Origin of the sequence: Pseudomonas mandelii (genome assembly GCF_006438925.1) — a bacterium.
GTDB lineage: Bacteria > Pseudomonadota > Gammaproteobacteria > Pseudomonadales > Pseudomonadaceae > Aquipseudomonas > Aquipseudomonas mandelii_C.
Genome location: NZ_RCZA01000003.1, coordinates 84,307 through 102,768 on the forward strand (window position 1 = coordinate 84,307; position 18,462 = coordinate 102,768).

An 18,462-nucleotide genomic window follows, 5' to 3' on the forward strand; every position below is an offset into this window, starting at 1 on the left:
GCCGAGAAAACAAGCCGCAAATTTGCCCTAAACGAAATGCCAGAAACGAAAAAGCCCCTGAAATCTTTAACAATTTCAGGGGCTTAGTCTTATTCAATAATGGCGGAGAGATAGGGACTCACCACAAAGGACGTTTTCGACCAACAAGCCCCGCATTCAGAGGGTCTAAGCGTGCATAGTAGTACAATTGAGTAGTACAATTCGCTGTACCACTCCCCACTTCACGGCGCCCCAATGTCAGACAACTTGATTCAGAAGAAAGGCGAATCGACATGGTATGTCCGACTGGCCGTGCCTAAAGATGTGCGAAAAGCTATGGGCGGGAAGTCCGTTCTGATTCAGTCGTTAAAGACCGGCCTTCGATCCGAAGCAATGACCCGACGCCTCTCTGTTCTTGCTGGATGGAAAGCGCAGTTTCAAGCTGCACGAACTGGCAAGCCATTGCCACCAGACTGGCAAGAGTCGATGACTGGGATGCTCGAAACGGTGGACAGGGTAACGAAGCATTCCAAAATGGCGCGCATAGGTGAAGCTGGCGCTGCTCCTTATGTCATACCCGATCCAACTGAAATGGCGCAGTTCATGGAGGACAACCCTGCCATGGTGGACGCTCTCAAGGGAATGATTCAGAAAGGACGCCAAACCCCCTTGGGTCTATTCAAGCTTGATGATGAATTGGGGAAATTGTTCAAAACCGCAGTAGCTCAGCGATTTGAAACTCACTACATGCCGAACGCCGATCAGAAGGAAGAGATCAGGATGATTGCGGCTGGTGATGGTGATGGCATTCGTAAAGTTCGGTCACCGATCACCAAGCAGCGTATCGCTACGTTCCGCCAGTATCGTGAAACGCGGAATGTCGCCACCAAGACGATAGATCAGCAGGAGTCGAAGCTAGAGAAGCTTTCCGCGTACCTGGCTAAAGAAGGTAAGCCGCTCGACTTCGATGCCGTGTCATCGTGGCTCGACGCCCTCAAGCTGGCGAGTAAGACCCTTACGCAATACCTGTTGGCAGGTAACGTCTTCTGGAAATGGGCGATGAAGCACGACATCCGCTGGCGTGAAGACTTCAAGGATAAGGCCAACCCGTTTGAAAACCATGAGCTACCGCAGACCCGTGGTAAGGAACGCGCAGACCGTCAGCGAAAGGACTTCCAGACGAAAGAAATTGCAGAGCTTCACGCAGCTGCCTTAGCCGCTGACCATACTACGCTGGCGGACCTGATCCTCTTAGGTACTTATACAGGCGCTCGCATCGAGGAACTTTGCCAATTGAGAACCGAGCACGTGATTAAGCCGGACGGCATTGAAAGCTTCGACATTGTTGATTCGAAAACCGCAGCGGGTATCCGCGTTGTGCCTATACACCCTGCCCTGACGCGCATTGTGAAGCGTCTAAAGAAGGACTCCAAGGATGGTTACCTGATCCCCTCGGACAGTAAGAACAAGTACGGCATACGATCTGATGCGCTCTCAAAGGCTTTCGGCAGACTCAAGGAAGCCCATGGTTATGGCCCCCAGCACGTATTCCACTCCATCCGTAAAACTGTTATTACCCAACTCGTAAGGGCTGAAGTCCAAGGTACGCTGATTGCAGAATTGGTAGGACATGAAACTGGAACCGTGACCTTCGACGTTTACTCACAAGGCGCGAGCACGGCACAGAAGCTGGCAGCTATCTCCAAGCTCCCCTCCCTAGATGCCTGAAAAAATCAGTCAGCATTGTTGGTGTGGGACGCTCTCTCAAGTTGCCAACGGATTGAGTCATTGGCCGGTTACTCGAATTTCTTGCCGGTAACCACCAAGGCCGATGGCCCTTCCTTCTTCAGGAAGGCTTCACCTTCTTCAATCGTCAGGCACCGCGTCTTCACCTTCAACTTAGCTTGTTCGTCTCCCTGCGATTTCGCTTCCTCTAGAAAGTCGCCCGTAACCTTTTTGTCAATCTTCTCAGCAGCCGAATAGCAACTGACCAGACTGACATACTGCGTATCAATCATCCTCTCTGATTCGCAGTGCTCGGGACTTCCTAGAACAGCAGCACAAAGGGTAACTGCCAAATGATAAAACGCCATTACACACAACCTCCATTCTGAGTGATAGCCCAATGATACCATTCTAGTTCATAACTACCTACATCCAACTCCCAATAGACCCAACAGCCCCGCTCTATTGGACTACCGCTACACGATTAATATAAAAAAGTTGACTACCTAGTGCAGATATGCATTGACAACCGCCATATCCGTGTTACAATTAGTACGTAGAGATAGATAATTCTTAGTTGCTCTTTTCCCCAAATTTCCTTTTGCTGATTCCTCCAGTCTTAGCAATCTGTACTGACTCCTCCTCAGTGCATCCGAGCAAAGCATATCCTTCCTTATATGCAACCTCCAGTCTTTCCGGCAGACGCTCACAGCCGGGATACATTCCTAGATTCCAGTATGGTGTTTTCGATTTCATCATACGGGTTCCTCCGCAGGGCTATCTCATGGCCTGATTCAGTTCCTCTAGTAACTGGCGACGACTAGAACAAATTCTTGTTGTAAGTTTATCGTTGGAAAGGCGATATGAAGGCCAACCCTAAAAAGTTGGTCTTTTTAATGAGCTTTTTTCCTTATCGTCAAACACTACAACACAATCCAATCTTATAAACCTCAAGCCAAAGGAGCCCCCATGGCAATCGTAAAGCTATGCCCAATGTGTGGGAAGTCTCACACCATCAAACGTATCACCAAAATCTATTGCTCGCCTCTATGCCGTCAGAATGCTTTGAATGCTAGAAAACGTGAGTTAATAGTGTTGGAACAAGAGCAACAACCAGAAACCACACCCCAATAACACAGGAGCCTTTCCAATGAACATAACTATTAATGTAAGCATCACAGTGCAACAACCAGAAGTGCAGACAATTATCCGTCTACCAGCAACCACAGTCGAAACGAAAGCCCCTAGAGAGCAAACCGGATTCGAGTACATGCAACACCGTCAGAGAATGTACGACAAAATCAAACGTCTTTTCGGCAATGATGCTGCACTCCACTACCTTGCGAACGCACTCTAATGGAGTTATGCATCTGGATGTTAACAAGCAGCGCCTCCCTTGGTTTGCTATTCGCAGCCGCTCAACACTACACCAACACTATCTAATACAAGGAAACCAAATTATGACAAACGCAACGAAACTAACCCTGAAGAAAGCAGATGCTAAAGAGCTTCAATTCCTGATTGATTGCGAGATGGCCGCTTACGCTATTCGCCTAACTGGACATGATACTGATTACACAGCAACCCCGGATGCTAGAGGCAACTACCCCCGCAAGCACTTCTTAGGTGCCATCGACAAGATTGTAGAACGCTCTCTTATCGGTGCGATGGGAGTTCTTCAACAACGTCTTGACCAAGGTTACAAGATTTTCTTGAGTAACATTTGCACCCCTGAAGTCACTGCTGTAGGTGCTGGGATTTTATATGTTTCTAAACCTGAATCTGTCCAAGCTGAAAATGCCAAGAAGATTGCAGAAGAAATCACTGCCAAATATAACGCTGATATCGAAGTCCACAATCAGAAAGTCTACGCACAGGAAGCCGCCGCACTTAAAGCTGAAGAAGCTGCAATTGTTGCCCAACTGAAGGCAGAAGACGAAGCAAGAGCCGCTCAAGAGTTTGACAAACGTGTTCAAGCTCGTATGCGTGGAACAAAGACTAAATAATATAGGGGCGCAATGCCCCTTTGTTACAACCCTCTCCCAACACAACTAATTCCTCGCCCTTACAAGGCTATCCAATCTATGGAGATATCAACACGCCTATGACTCTACCAAAAGATACATTGAGGCAACACCTAACAGCAATGGCGGATACAGGGAAACAACACAGCGTCTTCCTTGTAACCCCAGTCAGCATTATCACCTCCACCCTGAATGGATTGGCAGAGAGCCACACAACACTACCAAACAATCAGCATTCGTATGGTGGTAGTGCAATAACAGGAGTTAATAAATGACAGCTCACACAGAGACAATTGCAAGACTAACAGGCAAGCTTGTATTCGACGTTAACACCGGCCCACTGCAACAGGCTATGGCAGTGATGCAGGCCGCTTCCCAGAAGATGCTACAGCTTGGAAAAGAAGTTGATAAGCTGACTGCAAAGATGGCAAAGCCACTCAAACTAAAGATTGATACTAGCGATGCAGACAAGGCTAAAACCAAACTCTCACACGCAATTGGTCGAGAAGCAAAAGCCCAAAAGGCACTATCTGACGCTAAACGTCAAACCTTCCAAGCTGAGTTGCAAAGTAAGAAATGGATTTACTCTGTAGACAAGCAACATAGCAACCTTGTTAGCCAGTCTGTAAAAGACCAACAGCACGCCGCTGTAATCGCTGCTAAGACCTTTGCAGCACAACAGGCTGCTAATGGTGTATCAAAGCAGCAAGTGGCCTCACAAGGGAGTTTGGTAACGCTACAGGCTAAGCAAGCACGTCTACAACAGATTCTTGCAAAGACCCAAGCTACTACAGCTAAAGCGGACGCAAATCACCTTCTAACTCAGTCGAAAGCAAATCAGATTCAAATTGTTGCTCAACGTATTGCCCAAAAAACTCAACATGATGCAATCCTACACCAAGCAAGAGTTGCATCACTGGCAGCAGCAGCCAACGCCAAACAAACAGCACACAACAACGCACAGACTAAGTTTCAATGGCAAGGCCAGAAACATGCAGTGTGGCAAGCCAACCAAGCTGCAAGAGCTGCTAAGGCTGCTAACGCTTCTAATAGTGGTGGTGGCTTTGGTGGTGGTGGTATTGGTTCTATGCTCCATGGTGGTATCGGCGGAATTGGGTTGAACATCGCTGAAGCTCTTGGCCCTGTTGGAGTGGCAGTCGCAGCACTTACAGCAGCCATGTATGTATTGCGTGACCGTGTAGAGAAGCGTCAAGAGTCTACATCCGATACACAACAGTTTGATAACGCTCTGGCCGCTGCATCTGAAGACCCAACAACACGCAAGAAGTTTAACGATGCTTACGTTAACGATTACCAAGAGTTCGGTATGTCGATTAACAAGGATTCTGCCCGCACATATTCTAACAGTGTGGCTGGCCTTGGAAAGATGGGTTATTCGCCTGATGCGGCAATGAAGGTGATGAAAGACCGTTCTGCCTTGTTCCGTGCTGGTAACTTGAACGCCACACAACAAGAGAGTTTGAATTATCAGATGGGCCAAGTGCTGGCTAAAGGTTATGCCTCTGGTACAGATTATAAACCAATTGAAGACGCCTTGGGGCCACGCCTAGCAGGTGATGTTGATATCGGCGCTGCTCGCCAACTTGGTTACAGAGGAAAAGACAAGGGTGCTAAGGCTTACATGTTGCAAGCTCGTACAGAACGTAGAATTACACCTCAGTCTCTTGATGCTGGATTTGCATATGCTGTGTCTCAAAACCAAGAGCCCCTAGAGCGCCATAAGAACAGTATTGAAGCTAGACAAGCTCGCTATGTAAACGATCAATACCTACAGACAGCTAAACAACAAGCTGATCCTGCTCTAGTTGGTGCAATCGGAGAGCGTATTGACGCTGAAAGAAAGCTGGTTGAAGCAATGGCACCAGCTAACAAAATGTTTGAAGAGCTTGATAAGAGCCTTACCAACTTTGATACCGGACTTATCAACCTAACCGCTAAGTTGTTCAACATGTCAGCAGGCAAGAATGTTGATGGTAGTGAGAAGACAGACCAAGAGAAGACGCAAGACCGTATGACAACGGCAGATATGCCAGTCTCTTTGGGAATGGTTGGCACGCATGATTATTCTAATGTTGACGGCAACTCTCAACATCAGGGCGGCCCTGTTGGTAACTTCTGGAACTGGGCACTTGGTATTAAAGACAAGCGTGAAGAGTACAAGAAGCAAGCAATGGATTTGGCTCCTGACACTTTGGGACAAGCTGGAGCAATGCCGGGAATCACTCCACAATTCCAGTTTGGTGCAGACACCATCAAACAAATGGCTGGCTTCTACAACAGAAGCTCTAACTCCCCTGCTTTTGATTCTGTTAACTCTACCAACACTGCCAACTCTATGGCCGCCCCTCAAATCAATACCACTATTGAAGGCAGTAATATCAACATTGAGCTGCATGGCTCTGCCACAGATGAGGATAGAACCAAGATCATGGATGCAATCACGGTAGAGATGGATAAGAGAACAGATGCTATGGCTTTGAAAATGCCAGAGATTGCAGAACGATCTTTCCGTAATGCACTTGGCCAAGCCCGCTCTCTACAGTACGACGGACAATAACGCTAGGAGGCTCCACAAGAGCCTCTGAGGCATTCTAATTAACAAACTTACAGGACAACCGACATGGCCAAACTTAAAGCCGTATGGACGCTTATAGGCGTCTTAGCATTGTGCTTTGTATTAACGCTTGGATACTCGGTTACAAGATATAACGAATTGCAGAAAGACAACCTGCAAACGTTAGAAGAATCTCGACGTTATACCGACAGCCGCATTATTGAAAGCCAGCAATCAACACTCGCTGCAATCTCTGATGTTTCAAAGACAACAACTCTCCTAACCCGAATCTTATGCCAAACACAATTTGACAGGAATGAATGTGAACGGGAATTAGGACCACTATCAAGGAATAATTAATGGAACAACGTATCAAGAAAACAACGCTCACACTTCGCAAGAAACCCGCCACAACTCCTGATGATACATCCCCTCCTATGTCAATTGTAGAACCCAACCCCCTTGCTGATATCCCAGATTTCACATACGAGCTTATCCCAGCTCTTGAATCTAATGATATTGACGATGATTACAGCTTCTACAGTGATCGTAAGAAAGTGCGTGGAGACAAGCGTACTCAACGTAACATCCCAACCCGCAAAGAGGCTAGATGGCAATGAGACTGCTCTACAAGAACATTGAACGACAACAGCCAATCCGTATGGGTGTAGAACAATACCTCACTGATTGGTATGGCCCACACATCCCATATAACTTTCCTGATATCACCGACCATCTACTCAGGTGCATCAAAAGCGGTGTAACGGAAGAAGAATTCAAACTATACATTCATAGAAAATACCTACTCTAACAGGAGAAACAAAATGGAACGAATTTACAAAACAGTATCGGTAACAAGGCCCACAGCAGGCATTCAGGCTCTTCATAAGAACGCTAGTCGCATTGCCGATCTAGTGGCCTCTGGATGCTCTTACAGTGCAGCAGTAGACATTGCAGAACAAGTGAGGTGGTTTACTGACGACCAGTTCAGTCAGATGCTTATAAGATCGGCTGAATTAGTTGAAGAAGCTAAGCAAGTTACAAAGTCCGCTGATACCACACCACTAACATCCGCTGATATGACAATGAATATCTTGAAAGCCAGATACAGCAAGGATTCTTAATGCCCTCTGTAAGCTCCTGTAGTGCGTTCTGAGAGGTGCACATTGCAGGACTGCCCAAGGTACTACATGCACTTTTAGCACCTCTACAACCCACGGTTTACGTGGCCTAGTTTGACCAAAACAGTCAAAGCACAGCCCATCATTCTAATAGGAGTAACACAATGAAATCTTGCACTTGCATGAATTGCGAGCATGTATTCGTTAGTAAGCGAATCCGCCCATTCTGCACAACCAGTTGCCGTACTGCATTTATGGCAAACAACCCACTTCCCGCTATCCTGATTGGAGCAACAACTAATGACCACACAAAACACCACAGCAACCGCTAAACAGAAGACATGCAAGAATCCAGATTGCAAAAAGAGATTCAGACCATCTGTTAAAACCGCCATCTATTGCAACCGCACTTGCAAAGACAACACCGCCAACCAGAAAGTGAGGAAAGACCCAATGGAGAAAGCTTTGAAAGCTGCTTTCTTCTATTACATCGCTCGTGAGTGTATTCGTGCTGGAACACTTGAGATTCTACGCGGCCACACTGTTGAATCCCTGTCTTACCTTCACACCCTGTACAAGACCAACATGCAATACAACGGCTATGGTGATCGTAACGAATACGAGCTATCCCATATCGCCCCAGTGAAAGGACATGACATTATCGGTCTTCTGTACGCTGAGAACCTTGTATCCGCTCCCAAAGCTCTCAACCGTGCACACAGCACCAAGTGGTTTGGTTACGGTAAGTCTGTTCACCGTCTAACACTTGATTCCAAGCACAATATTGATAAGCGTTTGGACAAGGAGTCTGAAGTTGTCACACGGGTGATTGATTATCTTGGAAGGAAGGTTGTTCTAGATACAATCAAGGAATGCAAGATCAAGCCAGCCCAACGCAGCCAACTCACAGAATGGATTGTCAGTAAATACGATCCAGCCAACCCAGACCATAAAGCAGCACTTCCAGATATCAGTAAAGTGGATGGCATGAAGACAAAGGAGCTTCATCACGTTAAAGCCATGATGCTTGGTGAAGAAACGGGTGAATACTTCGCCTCCCCTGCTTCACGCCAAGAGGTTGTGTTCTGTCAGGAACTGAACCGCCTCAGTGCGCATCGTCCAGAGCTTGAAGTGTTCGCCTATGCCCTTGAGGAAGCTCTCGCCACTCAGACAGAACCCAGTCTCTTTACCCAGCATCATGCACAGATGTTGTTCGACGTGCTGCACGGTAAGTCGATTGCAGTTATGGCCGATACTCTGGAAATGGTGATTGCTGAGAACACCGCCCACAGTTTCATCACGTACACAGGCAACGTTACCAACTTGCCAAGATACGCTGTTGACGCATTCCAGTACGTGCAAAACCCTCTTGCTGGTGCGCAGCTTCACCATACGTCTCTGGCTGCCTTCAAGGCGACAATGGGCCAACCTGCACGCGCAGTGATCCTGACGGATACAGTCGATACCCTGTCACTCGTTCGCCCTGGGGCAATGAACTCTGACCCGTTCTACAACGCTCCTTTTTAAAACAACTCTGAAGCCCTATCTTGCCATGTTGCCGGATGGGGCTTTTTCGTTGGGACAACACATTGTTCGCACTCGCAAGAGTAGGAGACGTTCTACTCCGACTGCATTGCCTACAGGCCACGTAATTCAAGGCTTACAGCCATTTTTAGTGTGCAGCTACGAAGTGTTGTAACCCGTGAACGGACGTTCACAATGGTACATAGTCCCGGCTGAAGGCCGAGTGTTTGCACGAACAGAAAGAGGATAAGTTAAAAGTATTCATGTTAGTTGCTTGCAACATGAAAATTACTAGTTTGACAGGTGATAGCACTCAAGAGACAATGCCTTACCCAAAACCGTTAGGTTTGAGTGTTCCAATGTTGGTTGTACAAATAATATACAATTATCATAACAACACTAACAAAGAGGATTAGCACTGATAACGTCAGTTATCAATTGTACCCTCCTGACCTACGGTTGGTTCGCCAGCTCACCTACGGTCAAAGCTTACACTCTCCAAGAACGTCAGTTCTTAGGGTACTGGATTATCTGTTTTGTTTTATCAGGTTACACTCCCAGTCTGGAACACTCCCAGTCTTGTCCCTTCTGAACGTCCGTTCAGGGTTGTACACCTCCTTGATGCGAAGCATCCATGTCCTGTCTTTATTAATACGACACATTCAAAATCCTCTGTCTGCATAGTGCGACGGATTCACATCTGATCAAAAAACGTACAATTAACTCATCAAAACCCTGTAGTAACTATATGGTACATATAGGTGTCTTGGCTGGGGCCGTTTAGGCCAGATTGGCTACACACCCCGGTTTCATTGGCTTAGAGCCCGTCAGCTGAAATTTTAGCCAACGTGTTTTGTACCAATCAGTACAATAAACCCCTTTCCTGCACCATAGTAGTGCGTCTGTACTAAGCGAATTGCTTTTTCTCTGGCGGCGCCGGGATTTGAAAATTCAGAAAAACGAAACCCAAGGGTGGCGAACGATGCACACCTACAACATTGGTGCAAGGTTTTTCACTCTCAATCCAAACGAATCCGACCAATGGTCATATCAGGTTTTACCCAATGGAATTCCAACAAAGTCAAGCCCTTTTGTTTTTATCATTATCAATTGCACTGACGTTCGTCTCCCCTAATGACAACTCCCAGAATCCGCTATAGAATCGTCACAACAGAAATGCTCTAGGGGATTGGAAATGGATTGTGTCGGCTACGTTCGTGTCTCTCGAAAGTCGCAAGGTGAATCAGGCTTAGGCTTAGAGGCACAGCTTGAGTACATCCAACGTGCAGCCTCCCAAAATGGCTGGAATGTGATAGCTGTCTACAGTGAGACAATCTCCGGCACCATCCATCCTATGGAGCGTCCTGAGTTCATCAAGGCTGCTTCTCATGGAGTCCCAGTGTTGTGTGCAAAGCTGGATAGGCTCTCTAGGGACGTTGAACACATTGCAGGCTTAATGAAGCGTACAGACTTCAAAGTGGCAACCATGCCCCAAGCTGACAAATTCCAATTACATTTGTTTGCAGCTCTGGCAGAACAGGAACGTGCATTCATCAGCCAACGTACCAAGGACGCCCTACAGTCTCTCCAGCAGCGTGCAACCAATGGTGATGCAGAGAGCATCCAGAAGGTGAAGAACAGGAGTGATGCACAGGCTAAGGGACGTGCAGTCGCTGATATCACAACAGCTAACAACACCCGCATGGCGAACATCAGCACATACCAAACCACCCTAGAGCCACACCTCAAGGCTTGCCTGCACGACAAGGTGAAGACACTTCAGTCAGTAGCTGATTGCCTCAACGTTAAAGGGCTTCGTACAGCCCGTGGTAGCGAGTTCACACCAACAGCAGTACGTCGCCTGATGCTCGCTCTCAACGTGTCCTTCTGAGGCTTACAGGGGCTTCAGGGGGCAGTTTGTTATTTCTACATTTCAGACGATTCCTATTCGGACGCTCGCACACCACTAAGAACCTCACTCTTGAATCCCAGTTTCCAAAAGTCCTTCTGCTGTTCAATTTCCTGGCCGGAAATCAAGTTCATAAAAGACGGGACACTTTTCCACGGCGGGAATTTGGGCTTTGGTGCAGAAAACGACCTGAAGAATAATCAGCGATCTACTCACCAGTACCGGAGCGAGCCTCAGCGCCTGCTCTGCTGACTAGGCCGTGAATGGCCTTCGTTGCTTGCTCTAGCTTTCGTCGTTTCGCCGCTGCGGCCAACTTCTCATCAAGGACTAGCTCGATTCCCATCTTTACGACCGGAAACGCCACTAAGCACTCATTCTCTGTCAGCTCGTGTATCCCTTGGCTAAGAATCTTGTACATCGAACGATTTTCCACGAGAAACTCGGGAAGGTGCCCCGCCAGCAGTTGTATCCGCTCTGCCATCCGCCCGTTTTGATAAGCGTCATCATCCCAGCCGCTATCGGTTTTCGCGATCTGGTAAGCAGCATCTACAAGGTTCTCAAAGATTCGCCGCAGGTAGACAAATGAGCCTACCCCTACACCGTGCGCAGCCAAGCCAATAGCTTTAGTGAATTCCTTGAAATCCTCTCTGGATAGCACAGTAGAGTACTGACGCACATCATACGTGTTGAGGTCAGCAAGAGACGGATACTGTCCAATTTTCTGCACCGTCCTATCCTCAACGTCGAACAGGAAGTACAAGTGATGGCCCTCATTCCGAGAACATTTAAGCAAGACGTTAAATCGCTTACTCCCCACCCATGCGTCAATATATTGAGGGACGCTCCCAGTGATATGGTGATGGAAAATGCTGGGGCCATTACATTCCGGGCAGTACGTGTCGATTGGCTCTTGGGAGAACATTACATTCCAGCCTGCTTTGTCCTGGCCCGCCGCAAAGGTGAATTGCTCATACAGGGGAAAGGTGATGCAGAACTCTTTTTTTGTGGGAGGTGGTGTCTGTGCGGTCATGCAGGCTGGCTCTAAATGGCAATATGGGAAATGCATTCCATCGACATTATCGGCTTGCAGACACCCTGTCCACATGAGGAAGGCGCGCTAGTTCGGGCACCCACCGGTAGAGCGTTCGAACCAACCACTAGACATAGTGGACTGCGGAAAGAACGAAGTCAGGGAAGGTCTCAGATGAGGGGCACAGCGGGGGAAGGGAGTAGTACAACCGAGTAGTACAATCGCAAAACAAAAAGCCCCGCAAACCATTGATTTGCGGGGCTTTTCTATGTATGGCGGAGAGATAGGGATTCGAACCCTAGGTACCGGTGAAGGTACAACGGATTTCGAATCCGTCCCATTCGGCCACTCTGGCATCTCTCCAACGGCGCGCATCATAACAACACTTTTGCCGGAAGCGAACCCCCTAAGCGAAATTTTTCCGTGCTATCAGATGCTTGCGTCGATTAAAGCGGTACGCCCAGACGATTGGCGACTTCTTCGTAGGCTTCGATGACGTCACCGAGGCCCTGACGGAAGCGGTCTTTGTCCATTTTCTTGCCGGTGGCCTTGTCCCACAGACGGCAGCCGTCCGGACTGAACTCGTCGCCCAGGACGATGGAGCCGTCGGAGAACACGCCGAATTCCAGTTTGAAGTCGACCAGCAGCAGGCCGGCGTCGTCGAACAGTTTGCTCAGGACTTCGTTGACCTTGAGCGACAGTTCTTTCATGCGAACCAGTTGCTCGGCGGTGCCCCAACCGAATGCCACGACGTGGGATTCGTTGATGAACGGGTCGCCCTTGGCGTCGTCCTTCAGGAACAGTTCGAAGGTGTACGGGTTGAGCTTCATGCCTTCTTCGACGCCCAGGCGCTTGACCAGGCTGCCGGCGGCGTAGTTACGCACGACGCACTCGACCGGGATCATGTCGAGTTTTTTCACCAGGCATTCGTTGTCGCCCAGCAGTTTGTCGAATTGGGTCGGCACGCCGGCGGCTTCGAGTTTCTGCATGATGAAGGCGTTGAACTTGTTGTTCACCATGCCTTTGCGGTCGAGCTGCTCGATGCGCTTGCCGTCGAACGCCGAAGTGTCGTTGCGAAACAGCAGGATCAAGCGGTCAGCGTCGTCGGTCTTGAAAACCGATTTGGCTTTGCCGCGGTAGAGTTCTTCACGTTTTTCCATGATGGGCTCCGCTTGCTAAGTAGGTGGGCTAGGCGATGTGTCGCCAGTCGAGCCCTGAATCTTGATCGGCCAGTTGCAGCCAGTCCGGGTCGCACCCGAGGGTGTCGACAAAACATTGCCGGGCCAGCTGCGGCAGGTTGTTCTTGCTGCTCAGATGGGCCAGGACCAGATGTTGCAGGCCTTGCCAGCCCAACTCGGACACCAGGAATGCCGCCTGATGGTTGTTCAAATGCCCCAGTTCACCGCCTACCCGTTGCTTGAGAAAGTACGGGTAGTGACCGCGAGCCAGCATGTCACGGCAATGGTTGGACTCGATCATCAACGCATCGAGATCCCGATAGCCGTCCAGCACCTTGTTGCAATACGAGCCCAGGTCGGTCAACAGGCCGAAACGCCGCTCACCGTCACTGAAGACGTATTGCGTCGGCTCCTGTGCATCATGGGCCACGGCAATGACGCCGATGCTCAGTGCGCCGATCTGCAGTTGCTCGCCGCCGGCCAGAAGGCCAGCCGGTTCAATTGGTTTGCGCATCCCGCGCAGGGTACCGCGACTGAGGTAGACAGGCAGATTGTAGCGCCGAGACAGTAAACCCACGCCATGCACGTGGTCGGCATGTTCGTGGGTCACGAGTATCGCGCTCAGCTGCGCAGGGTTCACACCCAGGCGCAGCAGGCGTTTTTCGGTTTCCCGCAGGGAGAAACCACAATCCACCAGCACATACGTGTCAGCGCTGGCTATCAGCGTGCCGTTCCCTTGGCTACCGCTGCCGAGAACGGCAAAACGCATGAGATCAGCCCAGATTGTCCTGAATCACGCTCAATACCTTGCGCGCCACATCTGCCGGCGCCACGGTGTTGATGTTTTTCTCGACGGTGACCTGGACGTTGTCGCCAACCTTGCTCAGGCGAACCTGATAACGCTCGGCACGGGCTTCAACTTCTTCCTTGCTCGGCGCACTGCCGAACAGGCCGCTGAAGAAACCAGGCTTCTCGTCTTTCTTCTCGGCTTTTTCCGACAGGTTGATGTAGTACAGGCCCAGGCTGCGGTTGATGTCTTCAACGCGCCATTCGCCCTGTTCCAACGCACGACCGACGCTCGACCAGGCACGATCCAGGTCGCTGCCGACGTTCAGGACAGGGTTACCGCTGCCGTCTTCGCTCAGGCTGACACGACTTGGCGTATCGGAGTCACGCGAAGCCAGCATGGAGACCGAGCCGCCCTTCTCCGAGGTGCGGCTCATGCTCGCGAGCATGTCGTCGACCAGTGCCGCGTCCAGGCCAGTGTTGACCGAACGGTTGGTGAAGGCCACGTCGGAGGTGCTACCGGCAGGACGCTCGGCGCTGACCACGTAGACTTCACTGGTGTTGCGCTGCACGCCTGGCTCGATGCGGACCCGCACGCGGGTTTCGCTGTCAGCGCCGACACCGGCTGCGCTCAGGCGCTTGGCCATCGCGGCGGACAGTTCGTCGGAATGCTGCCAGGTGGTGGTGAATTCGCCGGTTTGCGGACGCTGTTCGTCCAGACGGAAACCGTTGTCCTGGAAGAACTGTACGGCCACTGGCCAGACTTCGGCCGGCGGGTTCTGAGCGACGATCCAACGCGAATCACCGGTCTTTTGCAGGGAGTAGGCGCTGGCGTCAGCCCCTGCCGACAACGGCTGCGGGCGAGGAACGATGTACTCGCCCTTGACGGTGTCATCGGCCACGTTGCGCGGGATCGGCAACAGCGGATCCAGACGTTTGGCGGTGCTGACATCCGACGGCAATTGCATGGGTGCAGTCTGTTGCGCTTCCAGGTAATCGCTACCGCGGTCACGGAAATAACCTTCCGGGCCCCAGACCCATCCGCAGCCACTGGTGCTGGAGATGATCAAGGCAAGTGCGGAAAGTCCGGCCAATCGCTTCATGCGTAGTACTTCCTCAATTAAACCAGGACGCCGGACTGGCGCATGGCCTGCCGCAGCGGTTCGTGACAGGCAGCACTGAGCCAGGTGAGCGGCAGACGGATACCGTCCGGCATCAAGCCCATTTCATGCAGTGCCCATTTCACGGGGATAGGGTTGGATTCGATAAACAGGGTTTTATTGAGTGGCATCAGCTTCTCGTGGATCGCGCGGGCCGTCACGGCGTCGCCTTTCAGAGCAGCGTTGCACAGGTCGGCCATGTCGCGCGGGGCAACGTTGGCGGTCACCGAGATGTTGCCCTTGCCGCCAAGCAGCATCAGCTCGACTGCGGTGGCGTCGTCACCGGAGAACACCAGGAAATCTTTGCTCACGCCGTCGATGATGGCCTTGGCACGGGACAGGTCGCCGGTGGCTTCCTTGATACCGATGATATTTTTCACGGTCGACAGGCGGATCACGGTTTCGGCCAGCATGTCGCACGCCGTACGGCCGGGCACGTTATAAAGGATCTGCGGGATGTCGACGGCTTCGGCGATGGCCTTGAAGTGCTGGTACAGGCCTTCCTGGGTCGGCTTGTTGTAATACGGCGTCACCAGCAGGCAAGCATCGGCACCGGCGGTCTTCGCATTGGTGGTCAGCTCGATGGCTTCGCGCGTCGAGTTGGCGCCGGTACCGGCGATCACCGGAATGCGCCCTGCAACCTGCTTCACCACGTAACGAATCACTTCGATGTGCTCGTTCACGTCAAGGGTGGCCGATTCACCTGTGGTGCCGACCGCCACGATGGCGTGGGTGCCGTTTTGCAGGTGAAAGTCCACCAGTTTGCTCAGGCTGTCCCAGTCGAGACGACCTTGTGCATCCATGGGTGTGACCAGTGCCACCATACTGCCCGCAATCATGCAACCGCTCCTGCCGGAAAAAGAGAGCGGTAATGGTACTGGCGCCAAGATGCTTGTACAAGCGAAGTACTGCGCTGCTGCCATTCCCCTTGGCGCTGCTTTTCGCTACCCTTCAGACTTTGATCGGTACTGATAAGCTCGTACGCCGGGTTCCAGCCTCCATTTTCGGCATCACAAGCCCCGATCCAGCGTTGCCACCCCTCGCTCCTGCCACTCTGGAGCACGTTGCAACCTTGCGGTTCGGGTTTTTTGAATTCGCATCCGCAGGCTCGCTCCCGGTAAAAAAAGCCCGTAGAAGTATCGACCGCTCATCGCTTTAGGAATGCTGCATGTCCACCCCCACAGTTCGCGAACAATTCCTTGTCATCAGTGCCCTCGGCGCCAACCCCATGGAGCTGACTAACGTCCTGTGCCGCGCCAGCCATGAAAACCGCTGCGCCGTGGTCACCTCTCGCCTGACGCGTCATGGCGAGTGCAGCGCGTTGATCCTCGAGATCTCCGGCAGCTGGGACGCCCTGGCGCGCCTTGAAGGCAGCCTGTCGAGCCTCGCCAAGAAGCACGCATTCACCGTTAATGTCGTGCGCAGCGCGGCGCTGGAGAATCGTCCTCAGGCCCTGCCATACGTCGCCTATGTCAGCTCGGCGTACCGCTCGGACATCATCAACGAGCTGTGCCAGTTCTTCATGGACCACAACGTCGAGCTGGAAAACCTGACCTGCGACACCTATCAGGCTCCGCAAACCGGCGGCACCATGCTCAATGCCACGTTTACCGTGACCTTGCCCGCCGGTGTGCAAATCAGCTGGCTGCGCGATCAGTTCCTGGATTTCGCCGACGCGCTGAACCTGGACGCCCTGATCGAACCGTGGCGCCCACAAAACCCAATGTAAGGAAGCTTTCATGGCCGTTGCCATCGACCAACCGGTTGCCGACTTCGAAGCACCCGCCACCAGCGGGCAGACCGTCAACCTCGCGAGCCTCAAAGGCAAGCAGGTGTTGATTTACTTCTATCCGAAGGACAGCACGCCAGGCTGCACCACTCAGGGTCAGGGCTTTCGTGACCAGCTCGACGCCTTTAAAGCTGCCAATACCGAAGTCTTTGGCGTGTCCCGCGACAGCCTTAAATCACACGAAAACTTCAAGGCCAAGCAGGCGTTCACCTTCGAGCTGATCAGCGACAAGGAAGAAGCGCTCTGCCAGCAGTTCGACGTGATCAAGCTGAAAAAGCTCTATGGCAAAGAATATATGGGCGTTGATCGCAGCACGTTCCTGATCGACAAGGACGGTGTGTTGCGTCAGGAATGGCGTGGTGTGAAGGTGCCGGGTCATGTGGATGCTGTATTGGCTGCAGCTCAGGCACTGAACAAGGCCTGATTTTTTAGCGTCCTTTCGGACGCTTTCGCGAGCAGGCTCGCTCCCACAGTTGACCGAGCTGTCCAGGCAAACGCGGTTTAATGTGGGAGCGAGCCTGCTCGCGAAGAGGCCTTATGCCTTACTCAAGAATCAAGCCCGGCAGTTAAAGCAGCGGCGCCACCACCGGCTCTTTGCGCGGCCATGCGTCCAGTACAGCCTTGAACAGGGTTGCTAGCGGAATAGCAAAGAACACGCCCCAAAAGCCCCACAGCCCACCAAACAACAACACCGCGCAGATGATCGCCACCGGATGCAGATTGACCGCTTCCGAAAACAGCAGCGGCACCAGCACGTTGCCGTCCAGCGTCTGGATGATCCCGTAGACCGCCATCAAATAGATGAACTGATCGCTCCAGCCCCACTGGAACAGCGCAATCAGCATGACCGGCACGGTCACCACAACAGCGCCGACGTAAGGCACCACCACCGATACGCCCACCAGTAATGCCAGCAGCGCCGCGTAGTTGAGCCCCAGAACAACGAAACCGATGTAGGTCACGCCACCGCAAATGAAAATCTCGATGACCTTGCCGCGAATGTAATTGGCGATCTGCCGGTTCATCTCATGAGCGACGCGGGTGATCAGCGCCCTCTCACGGGGCAAGTAACCACGCACCCACTGACCGATCATCTCCCGGTCCTTGAGAAAGAAAAACACCAGGATCGGCACCAGCACCAGGTAGATCATGATGTTCACCAGCAACGGCAGACTCGACAGCGAGAACGTCAGCGCCCACTGACCGAACTTGCCAATCTCGCCCCGCGCCACTTCGATGGCCTGCAGCACCTGCTCATCGGATACCAGATGCGGGTAGCGCTCGGGCAGCAGCAATAACAGCGACTGCCATTTGGCGAGCATGCCGGGTAACTCGTTGAACAGCGTAATCAACTGATGCCAGAGCAACGGCACCACAACTACGATGAACACCAGCAACAGCCCCATGAACAACGCAAAGACCATCCCCACCGCCACCCCGCCCGGCATGCGCAGGCGTTCGAGAGTGACGACCAACCCTTGCATCAGATACGCCAGCACCATCCCGGCCAGCACTGGCGCAAGCATGCCGCCCAGCGTTAGCACGGCGGTAAACGCCAGAAACAGCAGGACCGCCAGCACAACGGCCTCTTCATCGGAGAAGTAGCGCTGAATCCAGTCGCGTAACACTTTGAACATCAATAATCCTTAGAAACGAACGCAG

At 51.6% G+C, this 18,462-nt stretch carries 18 protein-coding genes and 1 tRNA gene; 11 read left to right on the forward strand and 8 right to left on the reverse strand.

Annotated elements, in window-relative coordinates:
* The first annotated feature begins 234 nt into the window (after positions 1–234).
* Entirely contained in the window at positions 235–1,707 is a 1,473-nt protein-coding gene (locus EAH74_RS07410) for a tyrosine-type recombinase/integrase (RefSeq protein WP_140677370.1), read from the forward strand.
* A 68-nt stretch (positions 1,708–1,775) separates the two neighbouring features.
* Here the strand turns inward: EAH74_RS07410 and EAH74_RS07415 are convergent, their stop codons facing one another.
* Positions 1,776–2,072 carry a hypothetical protein gene (locus tag EAH74_RS07415; RefSeq protein ID WP_140677372.1) on the reverse strand — a complete coding sequence of 99 codons (297 nt, stop codon included), beginning with the start codon at positions 2,070–2,072 and terminating at the stop codon, positions 1,776–1,778.
* 782 nt (positions 2,073–2,854) lie between these two features.
* Here EAH74_RS07415 and EAH74_RS07420 point away from each other — a divergent pair.
* The 8 genes from EAH74_RS07420 to EAH74_RS07455 all read left to right on the forward strand — a co-directional run bounded on the left by EAH74_RS07420 (position 2,855) and on the right by EAH74_RS07455 (position 10,839).
* Positions 2,855–3,061 carry a hypothetical protein gene (locus tag EAH74_RS07420; protein WP_140677373.1) on the forward strand — a complete coding sequence of 69 codons (207 nt, stop codon included), beginning with the start codon at positions 2,855–2,857 and terminating at the stop codon, positions 3,059–3,061.
* Positions 3,062–3,164: 103 nt separating this feature from the next.
* Positions 3,165–3,710 (forward strand): hypothetical protein, encoded by a 546-nt coding sequence (locus EAH74_RS07425; protein WP_140677375.1) that lies wholly within the window; start codon positions 3,165–3,167, stop codon positions 3,708–3,710.
* 289 nt (positions 3,711–3,999) lie between these two features.
* A complete protein-coding gene (locus EAH74_RS07430) occupies positions 4,000–6,306 on the forward strand; it encodes a hypothetical protein (protein ID WP_140677376.1) in 2,307 nt (768 codons plus the stop codon).
* A gap of 63 nt (positions 6,307–6,369) precedes the next feature.
* Positions 6,370–6,663 (forward strand): hypothetical protein, encoded by a 294-nt coding sequence (locus EAH74_RS07435; RefSeq protein ID WP_140677378.1) that lies wholly within the window; start codon positions 6,370–6,372, stop codon positions 6,661–6,663.
* Complete coding sequence (locus EAH74_RS07440) at positions 6,663–6,923, forward strand: hypothetical protein (RefSeq protein WP_140677380.1); 261 nt, start codon at positions 6,663–6,665, stop codon at positions 6,921–6,923. Before EAH74_RS07435 ends, EAH74_RS07440 begins: the two co-directional genes overlap by 1 nt.
* 204 nt (positions 6,924–7,127) lie before the next feature.
* Entirely contained in the window at positions 7,128–7,427 is a 300-nt protein-coding gene (locus EAH74_RS07445; RefSeq protein ID WP_140677382.1) for a hypothetical protein, read from the forward strand.
* 297 nt (positions 7,428–7,724) lie between these two features.
* On the forward strand, positions 7,725–8,951 hold the full coding sequence (locus tag EAH74_RS07450) for a hypothetical protein (protein WP_140677383.1): 1,227 nt from the start codon (positions 7,725–7,727) through the stop codon (positions 8,949–8,951).
* Positions 8,952–10,143: 1,192 nt separating this feature from the next.
* Positions 10,144–10,839 carry a recombinase family protein gene (locus EAH74_RS07455; protein ID WP_140677384.1) on the forward strand — a complete coding sequence of 232 codons (696 nt, stop codon included), beginning with the start codon at positions 10,144–10,146 and terminating at the stop codon, positions 10,837–10,839.
* Between the two features lie 226 nt (positions 10,840–11,065).
* On the opposite strand, the gene EAH74_RS07460 is transcribed toward EAH74_RS07455, so the two are convergent.
* From EAH74_RS07460 to dapA, 6 genes are all read right to left on the reverse strand, one after another.
* Positions 11,066–11,887, reverse strand: a complete 822-nt coding sequence (locus EAH74_RS07460) for a short-chain dehydrogenase (protein ID WP_140677386.1) — start codon at positions 11,885–11,887, stop codon at positions 11,066–11,068.
* Between the two features lie 273 nt (positions 11,888–12,160).
* Positions 12,161–12,250: transfer RNA gene (locus tag EAH74_RS07465), tRNA-Ser, on the reverse strand.
* An 83-nt stretch (positions 12,251–12,333) separates the two neighbouring features.
* The gene (purC, locus tag EAH74_RS07470; protein WP_008034929.1) at positions 12,334–13,047 is read right to left on the reverse strand and encodes a phosphoribosylaminoimidazolesuccinocarboxamide synthase; all 714 of its coding nucleotides are present in this window, start codon (positions 13,045–13,047) and stop codon (positions 12,334–12,336) included.
* Positions 13,048–13,075: 28 nt separating this feature from the next.
* Complete coding sequence (locus tag EAH74_RS07475; RefSeq protein ID WP_008153089.1) at positions 13,076–13,834, reverse strand: MBL fold metallo-hydrolase; 759 nt, start codon at positions 13,832–13,834, stop codon at positions 13,076–13,078.
* Positions 13,835–13,838: 4 nt separating this feature from the next.
* On the reverse strand, positions 13,839–14,954 hold the full coding sequence (bamC, locus tag EAH74_RS07480) for an outer membrane protein assembly factor BamC (protein ID WP_140677388.1): 1,116 nt from the start codon (positions 14,952–14,954) through the stop codon (positions 13,839–13,841).
* Between the two features lie 17 nt (positions 14,955–14,971).
* Positions 14,972–15,850, reverse strand: coding sequence for a 4-hydroxy-tetrahydrodipicolinate synthase (gene dapA, locus EAH74_RS07485; protein WP_123366783.1), 879 nt, complete (start codon positions 15,848–15,850; stop codon positions 14,972–14,974).
* 329 nt (positions 15,851–16,179) lie between these two features.
* Between dapA and EAH74_RS07495 the strand changes: the two genes are divergently transcribed.
* The gene (locus EAH74_RS07495) at positions 16,180–16,740 is read left to right on the forward strand and encodes a glycine cleavage system protein R (protein WP_046055714.1); all 561 of its coding nucleotides are present in this window, start codon (positions 16,180–16,182) and stop codon (positions 16,738–16,740) included.
* Positions 16,741–16,750: 10 nt separating this feature from the next.
* Positions 16,751–17,224 (forward strand): peroxiredoxin, encoded by a 474-nt coding sequence (locus EAH74_RS07500; RefSeq protein ID WP_140677389.1) that lies wholly within the window; start codon positions 16,751–16,753, stop codon positions 17,222–17,224.
* A gap of 142 nt (positions 17,225–17,366) precedes the next feature.
* Here the strand turns inward: EAH74_RS07500 and EAH74_RS07505 are convergent, their stop codons facing one another.
* On the reverse strand, positions 17,367–18,437 hold the full coding sequence (locus tag EAH74_RS07505; RefSeq protein WP_140677390.1) for an AI-2E family transporter: 1,071 nt from the start codon (positions 18,435–18,437) through the stop codon (positions 17,367–17,369).
* Between the last annotated feature and the right edge of the window lie 25 nt (positions 18,438–18,462).

Bases quoted from the DNA above. Each gene is read 5' to 3' on its own strand.
- dapA (WP_123366783.1), bottom strand. From the start codon at position 15,850: ATGATTGCGGGCAGTATGGTGGCACTGGTCACACCCATGGATGCACAA.
- EAH74_RS07440 (WP_140677380.1), top strand. From the start codon at position 6,663: ATGGAACAACGTATCAAGAAAACAACGCTCACACTTCGCAAGAAACCC.
- EAH74_RS07500 (WP_140677389.1), top strand. From the start codon at position 16,751: ATGGCCGTTGCCATCGACCAACCGGTTGCCGACTTCGAAGCACCCGCC.
- EAH74_RS07455 (WP_140677384.1), top strand. From the start codon at position 10,144: ATGGATTGTGTCGGCTACGTTCGTGTCTCTCGAAAGTCGCAAGGTGAA.
- EAH74_RS07435 (WP_140677378.1), top strand. From the start codon at position 6,370: ATGGCCAAACTTAAAGCCGTATGGACGCTTATAGGCGTCTTAGCATTG.
- EAH74_RS07445 (WP_140677382.1), top strand. From the start codon at position 7,128: ATGGAACGAATTTACAAAACAGTATCGGTAACAAGGCCCACAGCAGGC.
- EAH74_RS07430 (WP_140677376.1), top strand. From the start codon at position 4,000: ATGACAGCTCACACAGAGACAATTGCAAGACTAACAGGCAAGCTTGTA.
- EAH74_RS07505 (WP_140677390.1), bottom strand. From the start codon at position 18,437: ATGTTCAAAGTGTTACGCGACTGGATTCAGCGCTACTTCTCCGATGAA.
- EAH74_RS07460 (WP_140677386.1), bottom strand. From the start codon at position 11,887: ATGACCGCACAGACACCACCTCCCACAAAAAAAGAGTTCTGCATCACC.
- EAH74_RS07495 (WP_046055714.1), top strand. From the start codon at position 16,180: ATGTCCACCCCCACAGTTCGCGAACAATTCCTTGTCATCAGTGCCCTC.
- bamC (WP_140677388.1), bottom strand. From the start codon at position 14,954: ATGAAGCGATTGGCCGGACTTTCCGCACTTGCCTTGATCATCTCCAGC.
- purC (WP_008034929.1), bottom strand. From the start codon at position 13,047: ATGGAAAAACGTGAAGAACTCTACCGCGGCAAAGCCAAATCGGTTTTC.
- EAH74_RS07415 (WP_140677372.1), bottom strand. From the start codon at position 2,072: ATGGCGTTTTATCATTTGGCAGTTACCCTTTGTGCTGCTGTTCTAGGA.
- EAH74_RS07450 (WP_140677383.1), top strand. From the start codon at position 7,725: ATGACCACACAAAACACCACAGCAACCGCTAAACAGAAGACATGCAAG.
- EAH74_RS07420 (WP_140677373.1), top strand. From the start codon at position 2,855: ATGAACATAACTATTAATGTAAGCATCACAGTGCAACAACCAGAAGTG.
- EAH74_RS07425 (WP_140677375.1), top strand. From the start codon at position 3,165: ATGACAAACGCAACGAAACTAACCCTGAAGAAAGCAGATGCTAAAGAG.
- EAH74_RS07475 (WP_008153089.1), bottom strand. From the start codon at position 13,834: ATGCGTTTTGCCGTTCTCGGCAGCGGTAGCCAAGGGAACGGCACGCTG.
- EAH74_RS07410 (WP_140677370.1), top strand. From the start codon at position 235: ATGTCAGACAACTTGATTCAGAAGAAAGGCGAATCGACATGGTATGTC.